The organism is Fructilactobacillus sp. X3R2C1 (assembly GCF_059901235.1).
In genome coordinates, this window is record NZ_JBWXVA010000002.1 from 248,054 (window position 1) to 264,400 (window position 16,347).

Sequence of the window (16,347 nt, forward strand, 5' to 3'; positions counted from 1 at the left end):
AAGCTCCTTAATCAAACTTAACATCTTGATTTAAAGATTTAAGTCTTTTTACTAACTTTCGATTTTGCGGTTCCTGTTCCCAGTTAACATCATCAACAATTTCTTTTGCAATGGTCTGCGCTGTGCTCAAAATATTAATGTCAGCAACTGGATCTCCAACTTTAAAGGTTGGCATTCCAGACTGATTTTTACCGAGAATGTCCCCAGGACCTCTTAATTCTAAATCTTTTTGTGAAATAAAGAAACCATCAGTTGATGAACACATCACATCCATTCGTTTTCTACCAGTTTCATTTTTAGGATCAGCAATTAAAATACAATAAGCTTGCTGGTCCCCTCGCCCCACACGACCCCGAAGTTGATGTAGTTGAGCCAACCCAAAATGGTCAGCATCATAAATCACAATGGTACTTGCGTTGGAAACGTCAACTCCGACTTCAATTACTGTAGTAGAAACTAGAACTTGTACCTTATTAGTCTTAAAAGCATCCATTACTTTATTTTTGTCTTCATCACTCATTTGACCATGGAGTAAGCCAACCGTGTATTTATCACCAAGTTCTTGCTGAAAGTTTTGGTATGTATCAGTCACGTTTCTCATATCCACTGCTTCAGATTCACCGATAAGGGGGACTACCACGTAAACTTGTTCTCCATGATTTAAGCGCTTTTTGACAAAATTAAGCATTGCATCAATCTGTTGATTCTTAATCCAAGCCGTTTTAATTGGTTTTCTACCACCTGGCAACTCATCAATTACCGAGACATCCATTTCACCATACGCTGTGATCGATAGAGTTCGTGGAATAGGCGTAGCGGTCATCGATAACACGTTCGTTGATTTACCCTTTTCTCGCATGGCCTTTCTTTGGTTAACTCCAAACCGATGCTGCTCATCAATGACAGCTAATCCTAAATTATGGTATTTAACCTCTTTTTGAAACAATGCATGAGTACCCACCACCAAGTTAATCTCGCCACTTTCAATACGGGGTAAAAGTTCATTTCGAGCCGCTCTAGAAGTATCACCAGTCAGTAGTCCAATGTTAACACTAGTATCCTTAAAAAGCTCAGCAAGTCCGTCAGCATGTTGTTCGGCTAAAATTTCAGTGGGAGCCATTATTACGGCTTGTTTCCCAGAAAGAACCGCAGCATAAATTGCGATAGCCGCTACAACCGTTTTTCCGCTCCCAACATCTCCCTGTAAAAGCCGATTCATCTGATATGGACGCTTTAGATCAGATAAAATTTCTGAAATAACCTTTTTTTGTGCCAGGGTCAATTCGTACGGAAGAGAACTCACAAACGTCTGTAATTTAGCACGATTAATGGTTATCGCAGAATTAGGGGCCTGATTTTTCTGATGTTTTAAAGTTTGCATTCGCATTTGAAACAAGAAAAATTCATCAAACTTTGCGGTTCTACGTGCGAGTGCTGCTTCTCTTTGATTTTTTGGAAAGTGCATGTTAGAAATGACATTTTTTAAATTTTCTAATTTATACTTTTTTAAAACCCAATTGGGGATGAAGTCTTCAATTTGACCTTGGTACTGATCATAGGCTTCGGTTACCAATTGGCGAATGGTATTCTGGGTAATCTTATGGTTAGCGGGATAAATTGAACCAAATTTTTCGCCATCACCAGCTTTCAAAATTTTAATTCCGGCCATCGATTTTTTATTTGCATCAAACTTTCCGTAAATCAAAATTTCATCCCCGGCTTCAACCTGTTTCTTTAGCCACGGCTGATTAAAAAAGGACACCGGAATCACATCATTACCAACTAGTAACTTAATAGTTAAACGACTTCTACGTCTTCCAAAAAAATTAACCGTTGGATTGATAGCAACCTTACCCTTCAGAGTGACCACCTGCTGATCAGAAATTTCAGAAAGATCTTTAGTTCGAAAATCTTCATAACGAAATGGAAAGTATGTCAGTAAATCATAAATGGTCACAATCCCCAAATCATTTAGAGCTTCAACTTTTTTGGGACCGACTCCTCTAAGCGTTTCCACATGGTCATCTAACCCACTCATCAAATTCACCTCCTAAAAAGACTGTTAATCCACAAGGACTAGCAGTCTTATTAAATATCTATCTATATAATATTACCTATTCAACGGAAATAATCAACGGATAAACTGGTTGATCCCCCTCATGAGTCTCAACTTCTAATTCATCGTCCACTGATAAGGCAGCATTCGAAACTTTATCAGCATCATCCTGATCAGCGTCTTTTCCAAAAATAATCGTAACGTTTTCGCTATCATCATCTAACATTTTTTTCAGCATCTTAATAGCTGCATCATCTAAAGAAGAACCAAGGACCTGAATGTCTCCATCAATAATTCCCATGTAACTACCCTTTTTAATGTCCATTCCATTAATCTTTGTATCACGAACAGCAGTCGTCACTTGGCCACTTTTAACGGTATCTAAAGAGTCGTCCATCTGGGTCTGGTTTTCTTTAAAAGTATTATCAGGATCAAATGAGAACATCGCGGTTAATCCTTGTGGGATTGTCTTGGTGTGGACAACTTCCATCGGAATGTCTGTGATTCCCTGGGCTTGCTCTGCCGATAGGAAAATATTCTTATTGTTAGGGAGAACGATCGCTTTTTTAGCATTACTGTTATTGACAGCGTCAACAATATCTTGCGTACTAGGGTTCATCGTTTGTCCGCCACTAATGATGTTAGTTACTCCTAAGCTCTTAAAGAGCTTCTCTAAACCTGCTCCCGCAACCACCGCAATAATTGCTAAGTCACGCGGCTTTTTATGCTCTTTTTCTTCCTTTAAATCATCGGTCTTTTGAGCTTTTTCATCGCTTTCCATGATTGATTCTTGTTGCAGTCGCATGTTATCAACTTTAACGGTTGCTAAGTCACCAAATTGTTGTCCCCACGATAAGACCTTGCCAGGATGCTCCGTGTGAACGTGAACGCGAACCACTTCATCATCATTAATAACCAAAAGCGAGTCCCCTAATTTCGCCAGATAGTTATAAAAAGTATCGTAGTCGAATTTCTGGGTAACCTGCTTTCCCTTCCCAATTCGCACCATAATTTGGGTACAATACCCATAAACAATGTCTGCTGGGTTTAATTTACCTTGAGCACTCTTATGATGCTCAACATCAATCATTTCGTTCATTTCTTCAGAATTAGGTTGATGTTCGCCTTTATCTTCAATCTTTCGACCATTTAAAACATCATCAAAAGCTTGAAAAACAAATACCAATCCCTGTCCACCAGAATCCACCACTCCCACTTGCTTTAATACTGGGAGAAGATCTGGAGTTTTTTTAAGAGCTTTCTCAGAAGCATCAAGAATTGAGTCCATTACCTTTATAACATCATCAGTATCTGAAGCAGTATTTTCACCAGCTTTAGCAGCTAGTCTAACTACCGTCAAGATGGTCCCTTCAGTGGGCTTCATGACCGAACTATAAGCAGTCTTAGCTCCAGCGATAATAGCATCTGCAAATTCTTGAGCATCAAGATCCTTTTTACCTTCAACGTTTTTTGCAAAACCACGGAAAATCTGAGACATAATGACACCAGAGTTACCTCGAGCTCCCATTAATAGCCCCTTAGCAAGTGCAGAAGCTTTACCGCCAATCGTATCATCATTTGATTTATCGACGTAACTTTCCCCACTTGATAATGACAAACTCATGTTCGTTCCAGTGTCTCCATCTGGAACTGGGAAAACATTTAACGAATTAATAAAATCCGTATTATTATTAAGAACGACCGCGGCGGCTTGAACCATTTGGTCGAACTCTTTAGTAGTAATCTTAGTTAATGACACTATTATCAAATCCTCCTTATACTCAAACCACTAGTCGTTAATAACCTTAACACCCTGAACAATTACGTTTACTGAATCCGCATTAATCCCTAACATCGATTCCAAATTATATTTAACTTTTGACTGAACATTACGAGAAACTTCAGAGATCTTGGTTCCATAACTCACAATGACGTTGACGTCAACTTGAACTTTCTTGTTAACTTCTCTGACAACTACTCCTTTTGAGTAACTATCCTTTCGAAGAATTTCATTCATATTATCTTTAAATTGGTTTTTGCTAGCCATGCCAACAACTCCATAATTATCAGTTGCGGCACCGCCGACTACTGTAGCAATTACATCATTATCAATATCAATTGATCCATATTGAGTGTTTAACTTTACAGCCATCGTTTGCATCCCCCTTGTCCTTTCGAGCTCATAACGATATCTAATGTTACCACACCCCATTATAAAACAAAAATATGAATCATGGTGTCAAGGACATTTACTTGAAAGAAACTTTGCATTTATGACGGTATTATGGTAAGTTATTTAGGTGAACTATTGAATATAAAAGAATTCCAAAGTAAGGAGGGATATTATGGCTAAGGATCAAATTAATGGTAAGAGAACTCATTTCGGCAATCGTCGTTCTCACGCTTTAAACTCATCAAGAAGAAGTTGGAAGCCAAACCTACAAAAGGTACGCATCTTAGTTGATGGTAAGCCCAAACGTGTTTGGGTTAGTGCCAGAACTTTAAAATCTGGTAAGATTACCAGAGTATAATCATTATTATTTTAATTAATTAAAAAGCAGTACAACCATTCAATGGTTGTACTGTTTTTTAGTCTCGGCTTTGAATCACCATCAATACTCCTTCATCAAAAACAAACGAAGCACTATCTCCAATAAATTCATTACTTGAATAAGAAGTTGGATACCCCACCCAATGATGATTTAATTGATATCTTTCATCATTGAGCGTTAAATGCATTGGTAACAGCGGACAAAAGTCTAAATATTTCATTCCAGTGATTTTCTTAATATGATACGACCCACTTAGAAAGTATCGGATTACATTTTGACTATCAATGAGTCTCAGCCTTGAAAGATAGGGTTTAATATTTGGCTTTAAGACCATCAAAAAATTGGTCAGCAAGTGATCAAGACGCCCGCCTGAAAAGCCATAAATATCGATCTCATTCTTAGGAAAATACTTGCCAGCGGTCCTGATACCCAATTCAGTATCAGTCTCATCCTTTACCGGATCAACCCGAATAACGTGCTTGGCTTTTTGTAATATTATTTTAAATTCCGAATCTGAAACCGAATCGAAGTCACCAACAGCGTATTCAGGAATAATGCCCAATTTGATTAGTCGTAAACTTCCTCGATCAACCCCAATGAAGGGACCCTTTATTTTTTTAGTCTTTAAGTTAGATGGCCATAACTCAATTGGTCCCCCAACAACGACATTTACCTTATTCATAACTAAAAATTAGTAGCGTTCTTAAGAGCCTGAATACGAGCAGCAGGATCTTTTGCATCAAAAACATATGAACCAGCTACAGCGACGTTTGCGCCAGCTTTATAGGCGTCAACCACCGTCTTATTGTTAACACCACCATCAATTTCAATGTCATAGGAATATGAATCATTTTCTTCACGTAATTTATTTAATTCTCTAACCTTACTAATCGTTTCAGGAATAAACTTTTGACCACCAAATCCGGGATTAACAGTCATCACAAGAACTTGATCAACCATGTACAAGACTGGCTTAATCATCTCCACTGGGGTTCCCGGATTAATTACCACTTCAGCTTTAACGTTTTTATCTTTAATCATTTGAAGAGCACGATGAATATGGGGAGTTGATTCAACATGAACCCCAATAATATCTGCGTTAGCATCAGCAAAAGTATCAATATATCTTTCAGGATTCTCAATCATTAAATGACAGTCAAGTGTTAATCCAGTAATGGGGCGAATCTCTTTGACCCAGCCTGGACCATAGGCAATCGCTGGAACAAACATCCCATCCATAACATCGATATGTAGTAATTCCGCACCACCCTTATCGACCTTTTCAATGTCTTTTTGTAGGTTTACGTAATCCGCACTTAAAATTGAAGGAGCAACTTTAATCATGTTTAATTTCCTCTTTTCTTATTATAAATTGGCTTTTGTGCTTTTAATAAATGATATTCTTGCAGATAATCATCATACCTGCTCGATAGAATTGTACCACTTTCAACCCCAGCTTTCACGGCACAATCAGGTTCATTAACATGCAGACATTCACGAAACTTACAGTTGAGTGAAGCACGTACAAATTCCGGAAAATAATTTTTTAATTCATTTGACTTAATTTCCAAAGTATCAAAAGAAGAGAAGCCTGGTGTGTCAGCAATCAAGCCGCCATTTACCGTTAGTAAAGACACCTTCCTAGTGGTATGCTTCCCTCGACTTAAAGACTTAGATACGACTCCAGTTTTAAGCTTTAACTTAGGGTCAATTTCGTTAAGCAGCGTTGATTTTCCTGACCCAGTCTGACCCATTACGATTGATTGTTTGTGAGGAAGTAACTTCGAAACATCGCTCACTGCATTTACATCATCTTTTTTATCAGGCAACACAACTTCATAACCAATTTTCCTATAATCAGCCGCAACCGTTTTAAAAAAATCAACCTGCGCTTTTGACGTTAACAAGTCAGTCTTACTAAGATAAATAATTGGGATAATCTTCTGCTTTTCGAGGGCCACAAGTTGCTTATCTAATAGTGAGAAAGAAAAGGCAGGTTCAATGGCTGAATTAACTACAATTGCTTGATCAGTATTAGCAACTGGTGGTCTAACTAATTGATTAAACCGTGGTAAAACCCTTAAAATGTATCCCTCGTTCACATTAGTTTCATCAAACTCAACCAGGTCGCCAACGATGGGTTTAATATTTCTTTTTCTAAAGTTCCCTCGTGCCCTCGTCCGGTACATTTTTTCATCGGACTCAACGTCATAGAACCCACTCAAAGATTGATAAATCTTGCCTTTTCTCACATTAATCTCCTATTGAATCCTCTGAAAGCCCGCGATAAAGAAGCCATCAGAATCATAGTCGTCTGGATAAATTTTTAAAGCATCTGTATCACGATTTGGCTTTAGGTCTTTTCTTGTCTTGACCCAAACCGGTTTAAAGTTTTGGTGCTGATCTAAAAACCTGCTGACATTCTCACTATTTTCTTGATTCATGATGGTACATGTACTAAATACCAACTGTCCGCCCACTTTGAGTGTTGGTGCCACAGCATTCAAAATTTCAGTTTGAATCTTTACAAGATGTAAAACGTCATCAAGTGTCTTATCGTATCTAATCTCTGGTTTACGCCTCATCAATCCAAGTCCCGAACAGGGAGCATCAACCAGGATTTTATCAAAAGTACTTTCACCAAATAATTCAGAAACATTAAGAGCGTCAATGGCATGAACTTCAATATTATCTTTCACACCCATTCGGGCTGCATTTTGCTCAATTTTGGTTAATTTTTTGAGGTGCAGATCTAAAGCTTCAACCTTACCAGTAGTCAAATATTCAGCAATTTGCGTGGTTTTACCACCAGGAGCCGCACAAGCATCTAGTACATAGTCATCATTTCTAATGTCCATGGATTGAACTGGCAACATGGCACTTTCGTCCTGAATCGTAAACAAACCCTCTTTAAACAGAGGACTACCACTAGCACTTTTACCAGATAAGATAAGCGCATGATCAGCTACTTCACTACTCTTAACCTCATATCCCTCTTGGAAAAATTTCTTCTTTAAATCATCATCAGAAATCTTACGATGGTTCACCCGGACTGATTGCTTAGCTGGCTGATTAATACTTTTAAGTATATCAACCGTCTTATCCATACCAAGTTGCTCATTAAGTTGCTTTACAATCCACAGCGGAACACTATAAAAGATTGAGTCGTAAGTGGCAGTGTCTTTAATTTTATCAATTGGAGGCAATCCATTTCGTTGGATGTAGTGAAGGACTCCGGTAACAAGTCGTCTAATACCATCATGCCCACGCTTTTTGGCAATCTTAATTGATTCATCAAAAATCGCACGATCTGGTATTTTGTCTAAATACTGCATTTGATAAATTGCCGTATACAGTAATTCTTTGACCCAACCATCAAGTTTGTCAGATCTTTTTACTAAATGGTCAACATAATAAGCTAACGTTAACAGGTGCTGAATCACACCATAAACGATATTAGTATACAGGGAAATATCTTTGGGACTCATCGTGCTAGAATCGATCACATTGTTGATTTGAAGATTAGAATATGCACCGCCATGAACACGCTCTAGTGTTCTTACGGCTAAGTATCGTGGATTACTTGAGTTATTTTCTGTCAATAAATTGATCTCCAATTTCTAATTTCTGGTTGCCGTTCAAATATTCGGTAATTGATTTTTTTGGCTTCCCAGACGGTTGAATTTCTTCAATTCCCAAAACCGTTCCGTTCCCAGCAGCAATTTTTAAATGGTGTTTATCTTTACTAACCACCTTACCAGGATCTAAATCAGTCTGCTCATCAATAACCGTTGTTTCCCAAATCTTATTTGGTTTCCCATTCACCATTGCAAATGCGGTCGGATCGGGTCTTAACGCTCTGACTTTTGCATCAACCAAACTAGCAGGTTGAGAAAAATCTAGCTCTTCTTGTTCTCGCTTAATGTTTGGCGAAAACACAACTTGTTCTTCATCCTGTTTTTGGGGATGTGCAGTTCCATTAATAACTTCTTTTAAAGTCTTTAAGAGAAGGTCACGTCCCACTAAACTCAACTTTTTAAACATACTATCAGTATCGTCGATGTTTTCAATCTTAACAGGTTGTTGAGCTAAAACGTCACCAGCATCCATCTTTTTGACCATGTACATAATCGAAATTCCGGTTTCTTTATCTCCGTTCATAATGGCATATTGAACCGGAGCCCCACCACGATATTTCGGCAGTAAAGATCCATGAACATTGATATCCGCAATTTGCGCTGCTTCAAGCAATTTAGTCGGCAAAAATTGGCCAAATGCAGCAGTAATAATAAAATCTGGCTTCATTTGAATGATTTCTTCCATTTCGGGACTTCCACCTAATTTTTGCGGTTGTAGTACCGGTAACCCCAAATCTTGACTAGCTTTCTTAACCGGTGATTCTTCAATTTGATGTTTTCGCCCCACCGGTCGATCTGGCTGGGTTACCACTGCCAACACTTTGTAGTTCTGATCTAAAGCTTTTAGGATTGGAACACTAAATTCAGGCGTTCCCATAAATACAATTGATTTCATAATAATTCACCTACATAAAACTGACTGGTTCTGGATCAATCCCGATCCGTAAACCCTTTCTAACTTCTTTTTGTGATATTTGTAAAATATGCTTTAAGCTTTCATTGAGTTTTAAGTCACGTTTGTACTTAATAATGATTTGGAAATAATAACGTTTTTTCATTCGAGCAATCGGCCTAGGGGTTGGCCCCAAAATAATGGTAGTTTGATCAAGCGACTTTTTAAGATAATTAGCAACCTCATAAGATTCATTAGCCGCCTGCCTCTCATTTAGTGAACTAATTGAAACTTTAATGGTAAAGAAGTATGGAGAATAATCAGCTAAATGTCTTAATTGCATTTCTTTTTGATAAAATGCTTCATAATCCTGGTCTTTAGCCAATTGAATCACATAATTATCTGGATTATAGGTCTGAATAATGACTTCTCCATCCTTATCAGCTCGTCCAGCTCGTCCGGAAACTTGAGTTAATAAATCAAACGTTCGTTCACTAGAACGAAAATCAGGTAAATCCAATCCGGTATCAGCATTTAATACCCCCACCAAAGTTACATTCGGAAAATCCAGTCCCTTAGCAATCATCTGCGTTCCTAGTAAAACATCAGCATGATGTTCACCAAATTCACGAAGTAACTTCTCATGAGAACCCTTTTTCCGGGTTGTATCGACATCCATTCTGATTACTCGCGCTTTTGAAACGAGTTCATGTAATTGTCGCTCTACCTTTTCAGTTCCAGTACCAAAGTAACGAATATTTTTACTGTGACAATTGGGACAATACTTAGGAATTGGTTCCTCAAATCCGCAGTAGTGACACTTCATCGTATGAGAATCCATGTGAAGCGTCAAAGAAATATCACAGTTGGGACACTTTAAAACATAGCCACAATCTCGACACATCAGAAAAGACGAGAATCCCCGACGATTAAGCATTAACACTACTTGTTCGTGCTTTTCAATTCTTTGCTTAATCGCACTAAGTAATTGGTGCGAAAAGATTCCATCATGAGTCTCTTCCTCTCTGGTCATGTCAACAACTGAAACTTCTGGTAAACGCCTTTGATTAATACGATCGGGAAGGCGTAAAAATTTATAAACTCCCTTTCCCGCACGAGCCCTTGACTCAAGCGAAGGTGTTGCACTCCCAAGTACGACTGGGCAATGATGATAATTGCCACGCCAAATGGCAACATCCCGCGTGTGATAACGCGGATTATCATCCTGCTTGTAACTTGTATCGTGTTCCTCATCAAGAATAATAATCCCAATATCAGAAAGAGGAGCAAAAACTGCTGATCTTGCCCCTACTACTACCTTTGCCTTTCCATTATTAATTCTACGCCACTCATCATACTTTTCCCCAGTTGACAAACCACTATGAATTACAGCAACTTGATTACCAAACCGATTTTTAACTCGATTAACCATCTGGGGGGTTAAAGAAATCTCTGGAACTAACATCAACGCCGTCTCACCTAAATCCAGAGCCTTTTGGATGGATTGAAGATAAACCTCAGTCTTACCTGATCCAGTTACTCCTTCAAGTAGATAGGTTTCATTTCGATGGGCTTCAATGGAACGATCAATTTCACGAACGGCATGTGCTTGATCAACGGTTAACTTTTTTGGTTGATCAATTGTAATATCATGTTTGTACGGATCACGATACTTCTCAACCTGAACTTTTTTTATCCAATTCTTCTTTTCAAAACTGCTAATCGCTGAATTGGATATTTTAAGATCATTAACGAGGTGGGTCTGAATAATTGGTTGATCAGTATGGTGCTCTAAAACAGAAAGTAAGTTTAATTGAGAAGTGGCATTCTTACGAAGCTGTTTTTTTGCCTGACCAAAATCACTTAATTGATTTAAAATGGCCGTTTCCGTTTTCTTTTTGGCTTCATTTTGAACTTTGTAAATCACTTGGATTTTATTGTTCTTACGCAACTTAGCAAGTTTTCCCATCTCAGTACTATTAAAATGCTCCGTGTCAAACGGAACCATACTCTGGTCTTTAAACTTATCATTAAGCTCTTGATCGGCAAGATTTCCAGTTGCTTTTACATAGGTTGTATATCTTGCCTTCATCGCATTAGGAAGCATGGTCAAAAGACAACTAATTCGAAAAGAATAAGTTGTATCAGCCAACCACTTAGAAAGTTCAATCATTTCGTCGTTCAACACTGGGCTCAAATCCATGGTACTATCAATCTTTTTGAGTTGATTAAGCTGGTCCGGTTTCTCATCTGTAATATCAACGACAAAACCTTCAACTTTTCTGTTTCCATTCCCAAATGGAACAATGACCCTCATGCCTCGTTTCAGTTGATCTTCTAATCCAGTAGGAATTAAGTATGAATAGGGTACATTTGTTTGCATGGTCGGAACATCAACAATCACTTTTGCAATTTTCAAATTACCCCTTCTTTCCATTCTTGCATATTACAGATTAGCTATAAAAGGTCAACAACGACATTTAACACTTCACTAGCAACTTTTAATTTAGACTCAACTTCTGTCTTTTTGACCAAACCATCCTTTGAGATGATTGAAACCTGATTATCATCACTATTAAAACCAATTAATGAATTGGAAACATCATTTAATACCACTAGATCTAATTTCTTTTTCATCAACTTTTGCTTAGCATTTTTAAGAGGATCATTGGTCTCGGCTGCAAAACCGACCACCACCTGTTTAGGGTTCTTCTGTTGTGCCACTTTTGCAACAATATCATCGTTCTTAATTAGATGGAGATCTAAAGAATCATGGTCTTGATCCTTCTTGATTTTTTGTTTTTCCGCATGAGCAGGTTTAAAATCACTAACTGCAGCAGCCATAATCAAAACCTGATTATCTGAAAATAAGCGTTGTACCTGGTGCTCCAGTTGATCAGCAGAACTAACTTTGATAACTTTCACACCATCTGGAATCTGGCACTGACTGTTGGCACTTACAAGTGTCACTTTAGCCCCCATTTCTTTAGCAACCTCAGCAATTGCATATCCCATCTTTCCTGATGAATTATTTGATAAGTACCTAACCGGATCAATTGGTTCTCTAGTACCACCAGCAGTTACTAGTATATTAACCCCAGAAAGAGGTTGATCATCATGATCACTTAATTGACTAACCACAAACTGATAAATTTCTTCTGGTTCAGCAAGTCGACCTAGAGCTGAATATCCCTCGGCTAGTGGACCAACTTGTGGCTCAATAAATTCGATACCATCATCTTTTAATCTTTGAAGATTTCTTTGGGTAGCTGGATTTTTTAGCATGACATCATTCATTGCTGGCGCAAAATACTTGGGGCACTCCATGGCTAACATAGTCGTACTTGCAAAATCATCCGCAATCCCATTTGCTGTTTTAGAAATAAAATCAGCGGTAGCTGGGGCAACAATTGCCAAATCGGCCCATTTAGCTAGCCCAATATGATTAATCGTTGTTGAGTCATCAAAATAACTTTGATCATCATAGACATCATTCTTCGATAAAACTTGAAAAGTTAATTTCGAGACAAATCGTTTGGCAAACGGTGTCATTACAACTTTGACACTAGCACCATTCTTTTTTAAAAGTCTCAATAAATAAACTGCCTTATAAGCAGCAACGCTACCAGATACAAATAAGACAATTTGCTTCCCGTTTAACAAAATTATACCCTCCAAAGTATTTCTTATTAATTATACTACACATCCCTTATTATTCATTTAATAAAAAAAGACCCTGTGATGAGATTCATCACAAAAGTCCTTTCTTACTTACTTTTTGGAGCGATGGTTAACACGCCGGCAGCAATTTCTTCCAACGCCATTCCAACTGATTTTACTGACTTATAATGGGAAAGCAATGGTTTCGCACCCTGATCAAGTTCTTCAGCTCTTTTGCTGGCTAACATAACGAGCGAATATCTTGAATCAACGTGTTGCAATAAATCTTCAAGTGGTGGATAAATAAACATTAAACTTCATCTCCTAATTTATTAAGATAATTTGGCATAACACGGTTTACCTTTAAACGTTCACTTTTAACAATTGTTTTAATCCGGTCTACCGCATTTGAAACCTTATCATTCACAACTGCATAATCATAGTTTTGCATCATTCGGATTTCCTTAGAAGCTTTTTCAATTCGTTTGTTGATAACTTCAATATCATCAGTCCCACGGCCAACCAAACGATCCCTAAGTGAATCAATGTCAGGTGGAGTTAGGAAAATAAAAACTCCATCGGGGCAGTTGGCACGCACCTGCATGGCACCATTAACTTCAATTTCCAGAAAAACATCTCTTCCTGAATCTAATGTCTCGTTTACGTATTGTAACGGGGTGCCATAATAATTGTCAACATACTTAGCATACTCCAGCATCTTACCATTTTTAATATTCTGTTCAAATTGATCCTTTGAAACAAAGTAATAATCAACCCCGTTAACTTCTCCCTCACGGGGTTTTCTGGTAGTCATCGAGATTGAATACTTGAAATCGACATCAGGCTCATTAAAAAGGGCTTTTCTAACCGTTCCCTTCCCCACTCCACTTGGACCAGAAAGAACAATTAACATTCCTCTTTCACTCACTTAAACCGCTCCTTTTTCGTAACTTCTTTATATATATTATGCAATTTATAAATCAATTAATCAATAAGAGATAAAATGAATGCTATTTAATTTTTTGTCTTTTTTGTTGATTGGCCAAGTTTAAAAGTTCAGAAGCGTGTTCCATGGTTAACTTAGTAACTGTGGTTCCTGCTAACATTCTAGCAAGTTCCTTAACTCGTTGCTCACCTGATAAGGGTTGAACCGAAGTTTCCGTTCGATTATTAGAATCAACATGCTTCGAGATGAAATCATGATTATCAGCCATGGCGGCAACCTGTGGCAGATGGGTGATACACAAAACCTGGGATTTCTTACCAATTGCACTAATTTTATCAGCAATTGCTTGAGCCACTCTTCCCGAAACCCCCGTATCTACCTCGTCAAACACGATTGAAGTTACTCCTTGGACGCGGGAAAAAATCGTTTTAAGAGCTAACATAATTCGAGAAAGTTCACCACCTGAGGCAATTTTGGATAACGGTGCCATGTCCTCACCCGGATTCGTTCGGATGTAAAACTCAGCTTCTTCAATTCCATTTCGATTAAAAGTATCTTTAGGTAAATTGGAAAAACGAACTTCGAACTGCGTTTTATCCATGTACAAATCAGCTAATTGTTGATGAATTTCATCCGTTAACTTTTCGGCTTGCTGATGTCTAATATCACTTAACTTTTTCCCAAGTTTATTTAATTCTTTGACGGAAGCATTGAAGCGTTCTTCTAAATTATTGCCACTCTTTTCATCCGTCTCCATATCAGTTAATTCACCAGAGATTTTATCGTAATACTTTAAAATCTGTTTAATCGAATCACCGTATTTTCGTTTTAACTCAAAAATAGTATTTAAGCGTTGCTCAACTTCGTTCAATCTGTCAGGGTCAAACTCCAAATTATCCATCTGATTATTAATCTCTCCAGAAGCATCTTGCAGCGTATAATAAGCATTTTTAACATTCTCAGAAATCGACTTAAACTCATCATCTAACCGTTCTAAATCTTCAAGAGCATTCATGGCATCCCCGATCATATCAATCGGACTAATACTTTCATCACCATTAATATCATTAAAACTTCTTCCTAGACTATCGCTAATGGCTTGAAAATTATTTAAACGATCCCTTTCGGCTATCAGATCTTCTTCTTCGCCATCCGTTAAATCAGCCGTTTCAATTTCATTTACCTGGTACTTAAGCATATCAATGCGTTGAGCCCATTCTTTTTCATTTTTATTTTTATTATTTAATTCTTTCTTTAATTTAAGGTATTTTTCATATTGTTCCTGATAAAGCTTAAGCGTAGGTTTGAGGCTGTCGCCAGCAAATTCATCAAGTAACCCAATGTGCTTATCAGGTTGCATCAGCGCTTGATGTTCATTTTGTCCATAAATATCAACCAAAGTTTCGCCAACTTTTTTTAGCGTATTTGTATTCACCAATATACCATTGATGCGACATACGTTGCGGCCATTACGATATAATTCACGCTGTAAAATTACCGTATCATCATCATGTTCGATCCCAAATTTATCCAACACATGAGCAGTAAGACCATCTTTAGGAATAGCAAACATTCCCTGTAAAATTGATTTGTTCGCACCCTTTCTAATAAAGTGAGACGATCCCCTACCACCAGCAAGTAGACCAACGGCATCAATAATAATCGACTTTCCTGCACCAGTTTCTCCTGACAGAACTGTCATCCCTGAGTAAAAATTAACTTCCAATTGATCAATAATCGCAAAGTCTTTGATTGAAATTTCCTGTAACAACTTCTCACCTTCTTAATTATTTAAACTTTTATAAGCCCGATCCATGACACCATCAACTGCAACATCGTTTCCTACTTCAGGGTCATCAGATGACTTTAGATAAATCAAGAATTCGATATTCCCTTCACCACCCTTGATAGGAGAAAAATCAAGTCCTAAAACAGAAAAACCAGCCTCAGTCGCAAACTGAATGACGTTATTAATCACCTGTTTATGCACGTTTTTGTCCCTTACAATGCCATGCTTACCAACGTTTCCACGACCAGCCTCAAACTGGGGTTTTATTAATGCCACTACTTCCCCATTTTTAGCTAAAATTGATTTTAAGGGCTTTAAAATTAATTTAAGAGAAATAAAAGAAACGTCAATTGAGGCGAAACTAGGTTCTCCACAAGTAAAATCTTCTGGTTTACTGTACCGAAAATTAGTATTCTCCATTACAACAACACGAGGGTCGTTTCTAAGCTTCCAAACTAATTGGTTTGTCCCAACATCTAAGGCGTAACTCAATTTAGCTCCATTTTGTAACATTACATCCGTAAACCCCCCGGTGGAGGATCCGATGTCCAAAACGATTCTATCACGAACACTAATATTAAAACTTTTGAGTGCTTTTGCTAATTTTAATCCACCCCGACTGACAAAGGGAAGTGCATTGCCCTTTAAATGCAGCTTGGTTTCAACTGGAATCTTCACCCCAGGCTTATCCATGCGTTGTTCATTTTTTCCAAGTACTTCACCAGCCATGACGGCTCTTTTTGCCCTTTCGCGTGTGTCAAACAATCCTTGCTTGACAAGTAAGACATCAACCCGCTCTTTATCCTTTGCCATT

The 16,347-nt window shown here is 37.9% G+C and carries 15 protein-coding genes; 1 reads left to right on the plus strand and 14 read right to left on the minus strand.

Annotated elements, in window-relative coordinates:
- Window positions 1–7: 7 nt before the first annotated feature.
- The 3 genes from recG to AC6UDB_RS03285 all read right to left on the minus strand — a co-directional run bounded on the left by recG (window position 8) and on the right by AC6UDB_RS03285 (window position 4,208).
- On the minus strand, window positions 8–2,038 hold the full coding sequence (recG, locus tag AC6UDB_RS03275; protein ID WP_500709148.1) for an ATP-dependent DNA helicase RecG: 2,031 nt from the start codon (window positions 2,036–2,038) through the stop codon (window positions 8–10).
- Between the two features lie 76 nt (window positions 2,039–2,114).
- Window positions 2,115–3,815: a DAK2 domain-containing protein gene (locus AC6UDB_RS03280; protein WP_500693712.1), complete on the minus strand. Its 1,701-nt coding sequence runs from the start codon at window positions 3,813–3,815 to the stop codon at window positions 2,115–2,117.
- A 30-nt stretch (window positions 3,816–3,845) separates the two neighbouring features.
- Window positions 3,846–4,208 carry an Asp23/Gls24 family envelope stress response protein gene (locus AC6UDB_RS03285; protein ID WP_010021513.1) on the minus strand — a complete coding sequence of 121 codons (363 nt, stop codon included), beginning with the start codon at window positions 4,206–4,208 and terminating at the stop codon, window positions 3,846–3,848.
- 193 nt (window positions 4,209–4,401) lie between these two features.
- On the opposite strand from AC6UDB_RS03285, the gene rpmB reads away from it, so the two are divergent.
- Window positions 4,402–4,587 (plus strand): 50S ribosomal protein L28, encoded by a 186-nt coding sequence (gene rpmB / locus AC6UDB_RS03290; protein ID WP_500693710.1) that lies wholly within the window; start codon window positions 4,402–4,404, stop codon window positions 4,585–4,587.
- A gap of 58 nt (window positions 4,588–4,645) precedes the next feature.
- Here rpmB and AC6UDB_RS03295 read toward each other — a convergent pair whose 3' ends face one another.
- From AC6UDB_RS03295 to AC6UDB_RS03345, 11 genes are all read right to left on the minus strand, one after another.
- Window positions 4,646–5,290 (minus strand): thiamine diphosphokinase, encoded by a 645-nt coding sequence (locus AC6UDB_RS03295; RefSeq protein ID WP_500693709.1) that lies wholly within the window; start codon window positions 5,288–5,290, stop codon window positions 4,646–4,648.
- A 2-nt stretch (window positions 5,291–5,292) separates the two neighbouring features.
- The gene (rpe, locus tag AC6UDB_RS03300; RefSeq protein ID WP_500695683.1) at window positions 5,293–5,952 is read right to left on the minus strand and encodes a ribulose-phosphate 3-epimerase; all 660 of its coding nucleotides are present in this window, start codon (window positions 5,950–5,952) and stop codon (window positions 5,293–5,295) included.
- 2 nt (window positions 5,953–5,954) lie between these two features.
- Window positions 5,955–6,860, minus strand: coding sequence for a ribosome small subunit-dependent GTPase A (rsgA, locus tag AC6UDB_RS03305; RefSeq protein WP_500709149.1), 906 nt, complete (start codon window positions 6,858–6,860; stop codon window positions 5,955–5,957).
- A 9-nt stretch (window positions 6,861–6,869) separates the two neighbouring features.
- Complete coding sequence (gene rsmB, locus AC6UDB_RS03310) at window positions 6,870–8,210, minus strand: 16S rRNA (cytosine(967)-C(5))-methyltransferase RsmB (RefSeq protein WP_500709150.1); 1,341 nt, start codon at window positions 8,208–8,210, stop codon at window positions 6,870–6,872.
- Window positions 8,197–9,141: a methionyl-tRNA formyltransferase gene (gene fmt, locus AC6UDB_RS03315; protein ID WP_500707123.1), complete on the minus strand. Its 945-nt coding sequence runs from the start codon at window positions 9,139–9,141 to the stop codon at window positions 8,197–8,199. The genes rsmB and fmt overlap by 14 nt, the downstream gene beginning before the upstream one ends.
- A gap of 10 nt (window positions 9,142–9,151) precedes the next feature.
- Window positions 9,152–11,575: a primosomal protein N' gene (priA, locus tag AC6UDB_RS03320; protein ID WP_500709151.1), complete on the minus strand. Its 2,424-nt coding sequence runs from the start codon at window positions 11,573–11,575 to the stop codon at window positions 9,152–9,154.
- A 20-nt stretch (window positions 11,576–11,595) separates the two neighbouring features.
- A complete protein-coding gene (gene coaBC / locus AC6UDB_RS03325) occupies window positions 11,596–12,801 on the minus strand; it encodes a bifunctional phosphopantothenoylcysteine decarboxylase/phosphopantothenate--cysteine ligase CoaBC (protein ID WP_500709152.1) in 1,206 nt (401 codons plus the stop codon).
- A gap of 104 nt (window positions 12,802–12,905) precedes the next feature.
- Window positions 12,906–13,109 carry a DNA-directed RNA polymerase subunit omega gene (rpoZ, locus tag AC6UDB_RS03330; RefSeq protein ID WP_500693702.1) on the minus strand — a complete coding sequence of 68 codons (204 nt, stop codon included), beginning with the start codon at window positions 13,107–13,109 and terminating at the stop codon, window positions 12,906–12,908.
- Window positions 13,109–13,726 carry a guanylate kinase gene (gmk, locus tag AC6UDB_RS03335; RefSeq protein ID WP_500693701.1) on the minus strand — a complete coding sequence of 206 codons (618 nt, stop codon included), beginning with the start codon at window positions 13,724–13,726 and terminating at the stop codon, window positions 13,109–13,111. The genes rpoZ and gmk overlap by 1 nt, the downstream gene beginning before the upstream one ends.
- An 82-nt stretch (window positions 13,727–13,808) precedes the next feature.
- Window positions 13,809–15,515, minus strand: coding sequence for a DNA repair protein RecN (gene recN / locus AC6UDB_RS03340; RefSeq protein WP_500709153.1), 1,707 nt, complete (start codon window positions 15,513–15,515; stop codon window positions 13,809–13,811).
- A gap of 12 nt (window positions 15,516–15,527) precedes the next feature.
- Window positions 15,528–16,346, minus strand: coding sequence for a TlyA family RNA methyltransferase (locus tag AC6UDB_RS03345; protein ID WP_500693699.1), 819 nt, complete (start codon window positions 16,344–16,346; stop codon window positions 15,528–15,530).
- Window position 16,347 lies beyond the last annotated feature (1 nt).

Coding starts and splice junctions, on each gene's coding strand:
- AC6UDB_RS03285 (WP_010021513.1), bottom strand. CDS start 4,208: ATGGCTGTAAAGTTAAACACTCAATATGGATCAATTGATATTGATAAT.
- recG (WP_500709148.1), bottom strand. CDS start 2,038: ATGAGTGGGTTAGATGACCATGTGGAAACGCTTAGAGGAGTCGGTCCC.
- AC6UDB_RS03345 (WP_500693699.1), bottom strand. CDS start 16,346: ATGGCAAAGGATAAAGAGCGGGTTGATGTCTTACTTGTCAAGCAAGGA.
- AC6UDB_RS03295 (WP_500693709.1), bottom strand. CDS start 5,290: ATGAATAAGGTAAATGTCGTTGTTGGGGGACCAATTGAGTTATGGCCA.
- priA (WP_500709151.1), bottom strand. CDS start 11,575: ATGGAAAGAAGGGGTAATTTGAAAATTGCAAAAGTGATTGTTGATGTT.
- rpe (WP_500695683.1), bottom strand. CDS start 5,952: ATGATTAAAGTTGCTCCTTCAATTTTAAGTGCGGATTACGTAAACCTA.
- fmt (WP_500707123.1), bottom strand. CDS start 9,141: ATGAAATCAATTGTATTTATGGGAACGCCTGAATTTAGTGTTCCAATC.
- rpmB (WP_500693710.1), top strand. CDS start 4,402: ATGGCTAAGGATCAAATTAATGGTAAGAGAACTCATTTCGGCAATCGT.
- rpoZ (WP_500693702.1), bottom strand. CDS start 13,109: ATGTTTATTTATCCACCACTTGAAGATTTATTGCAACACGTTGATTCA.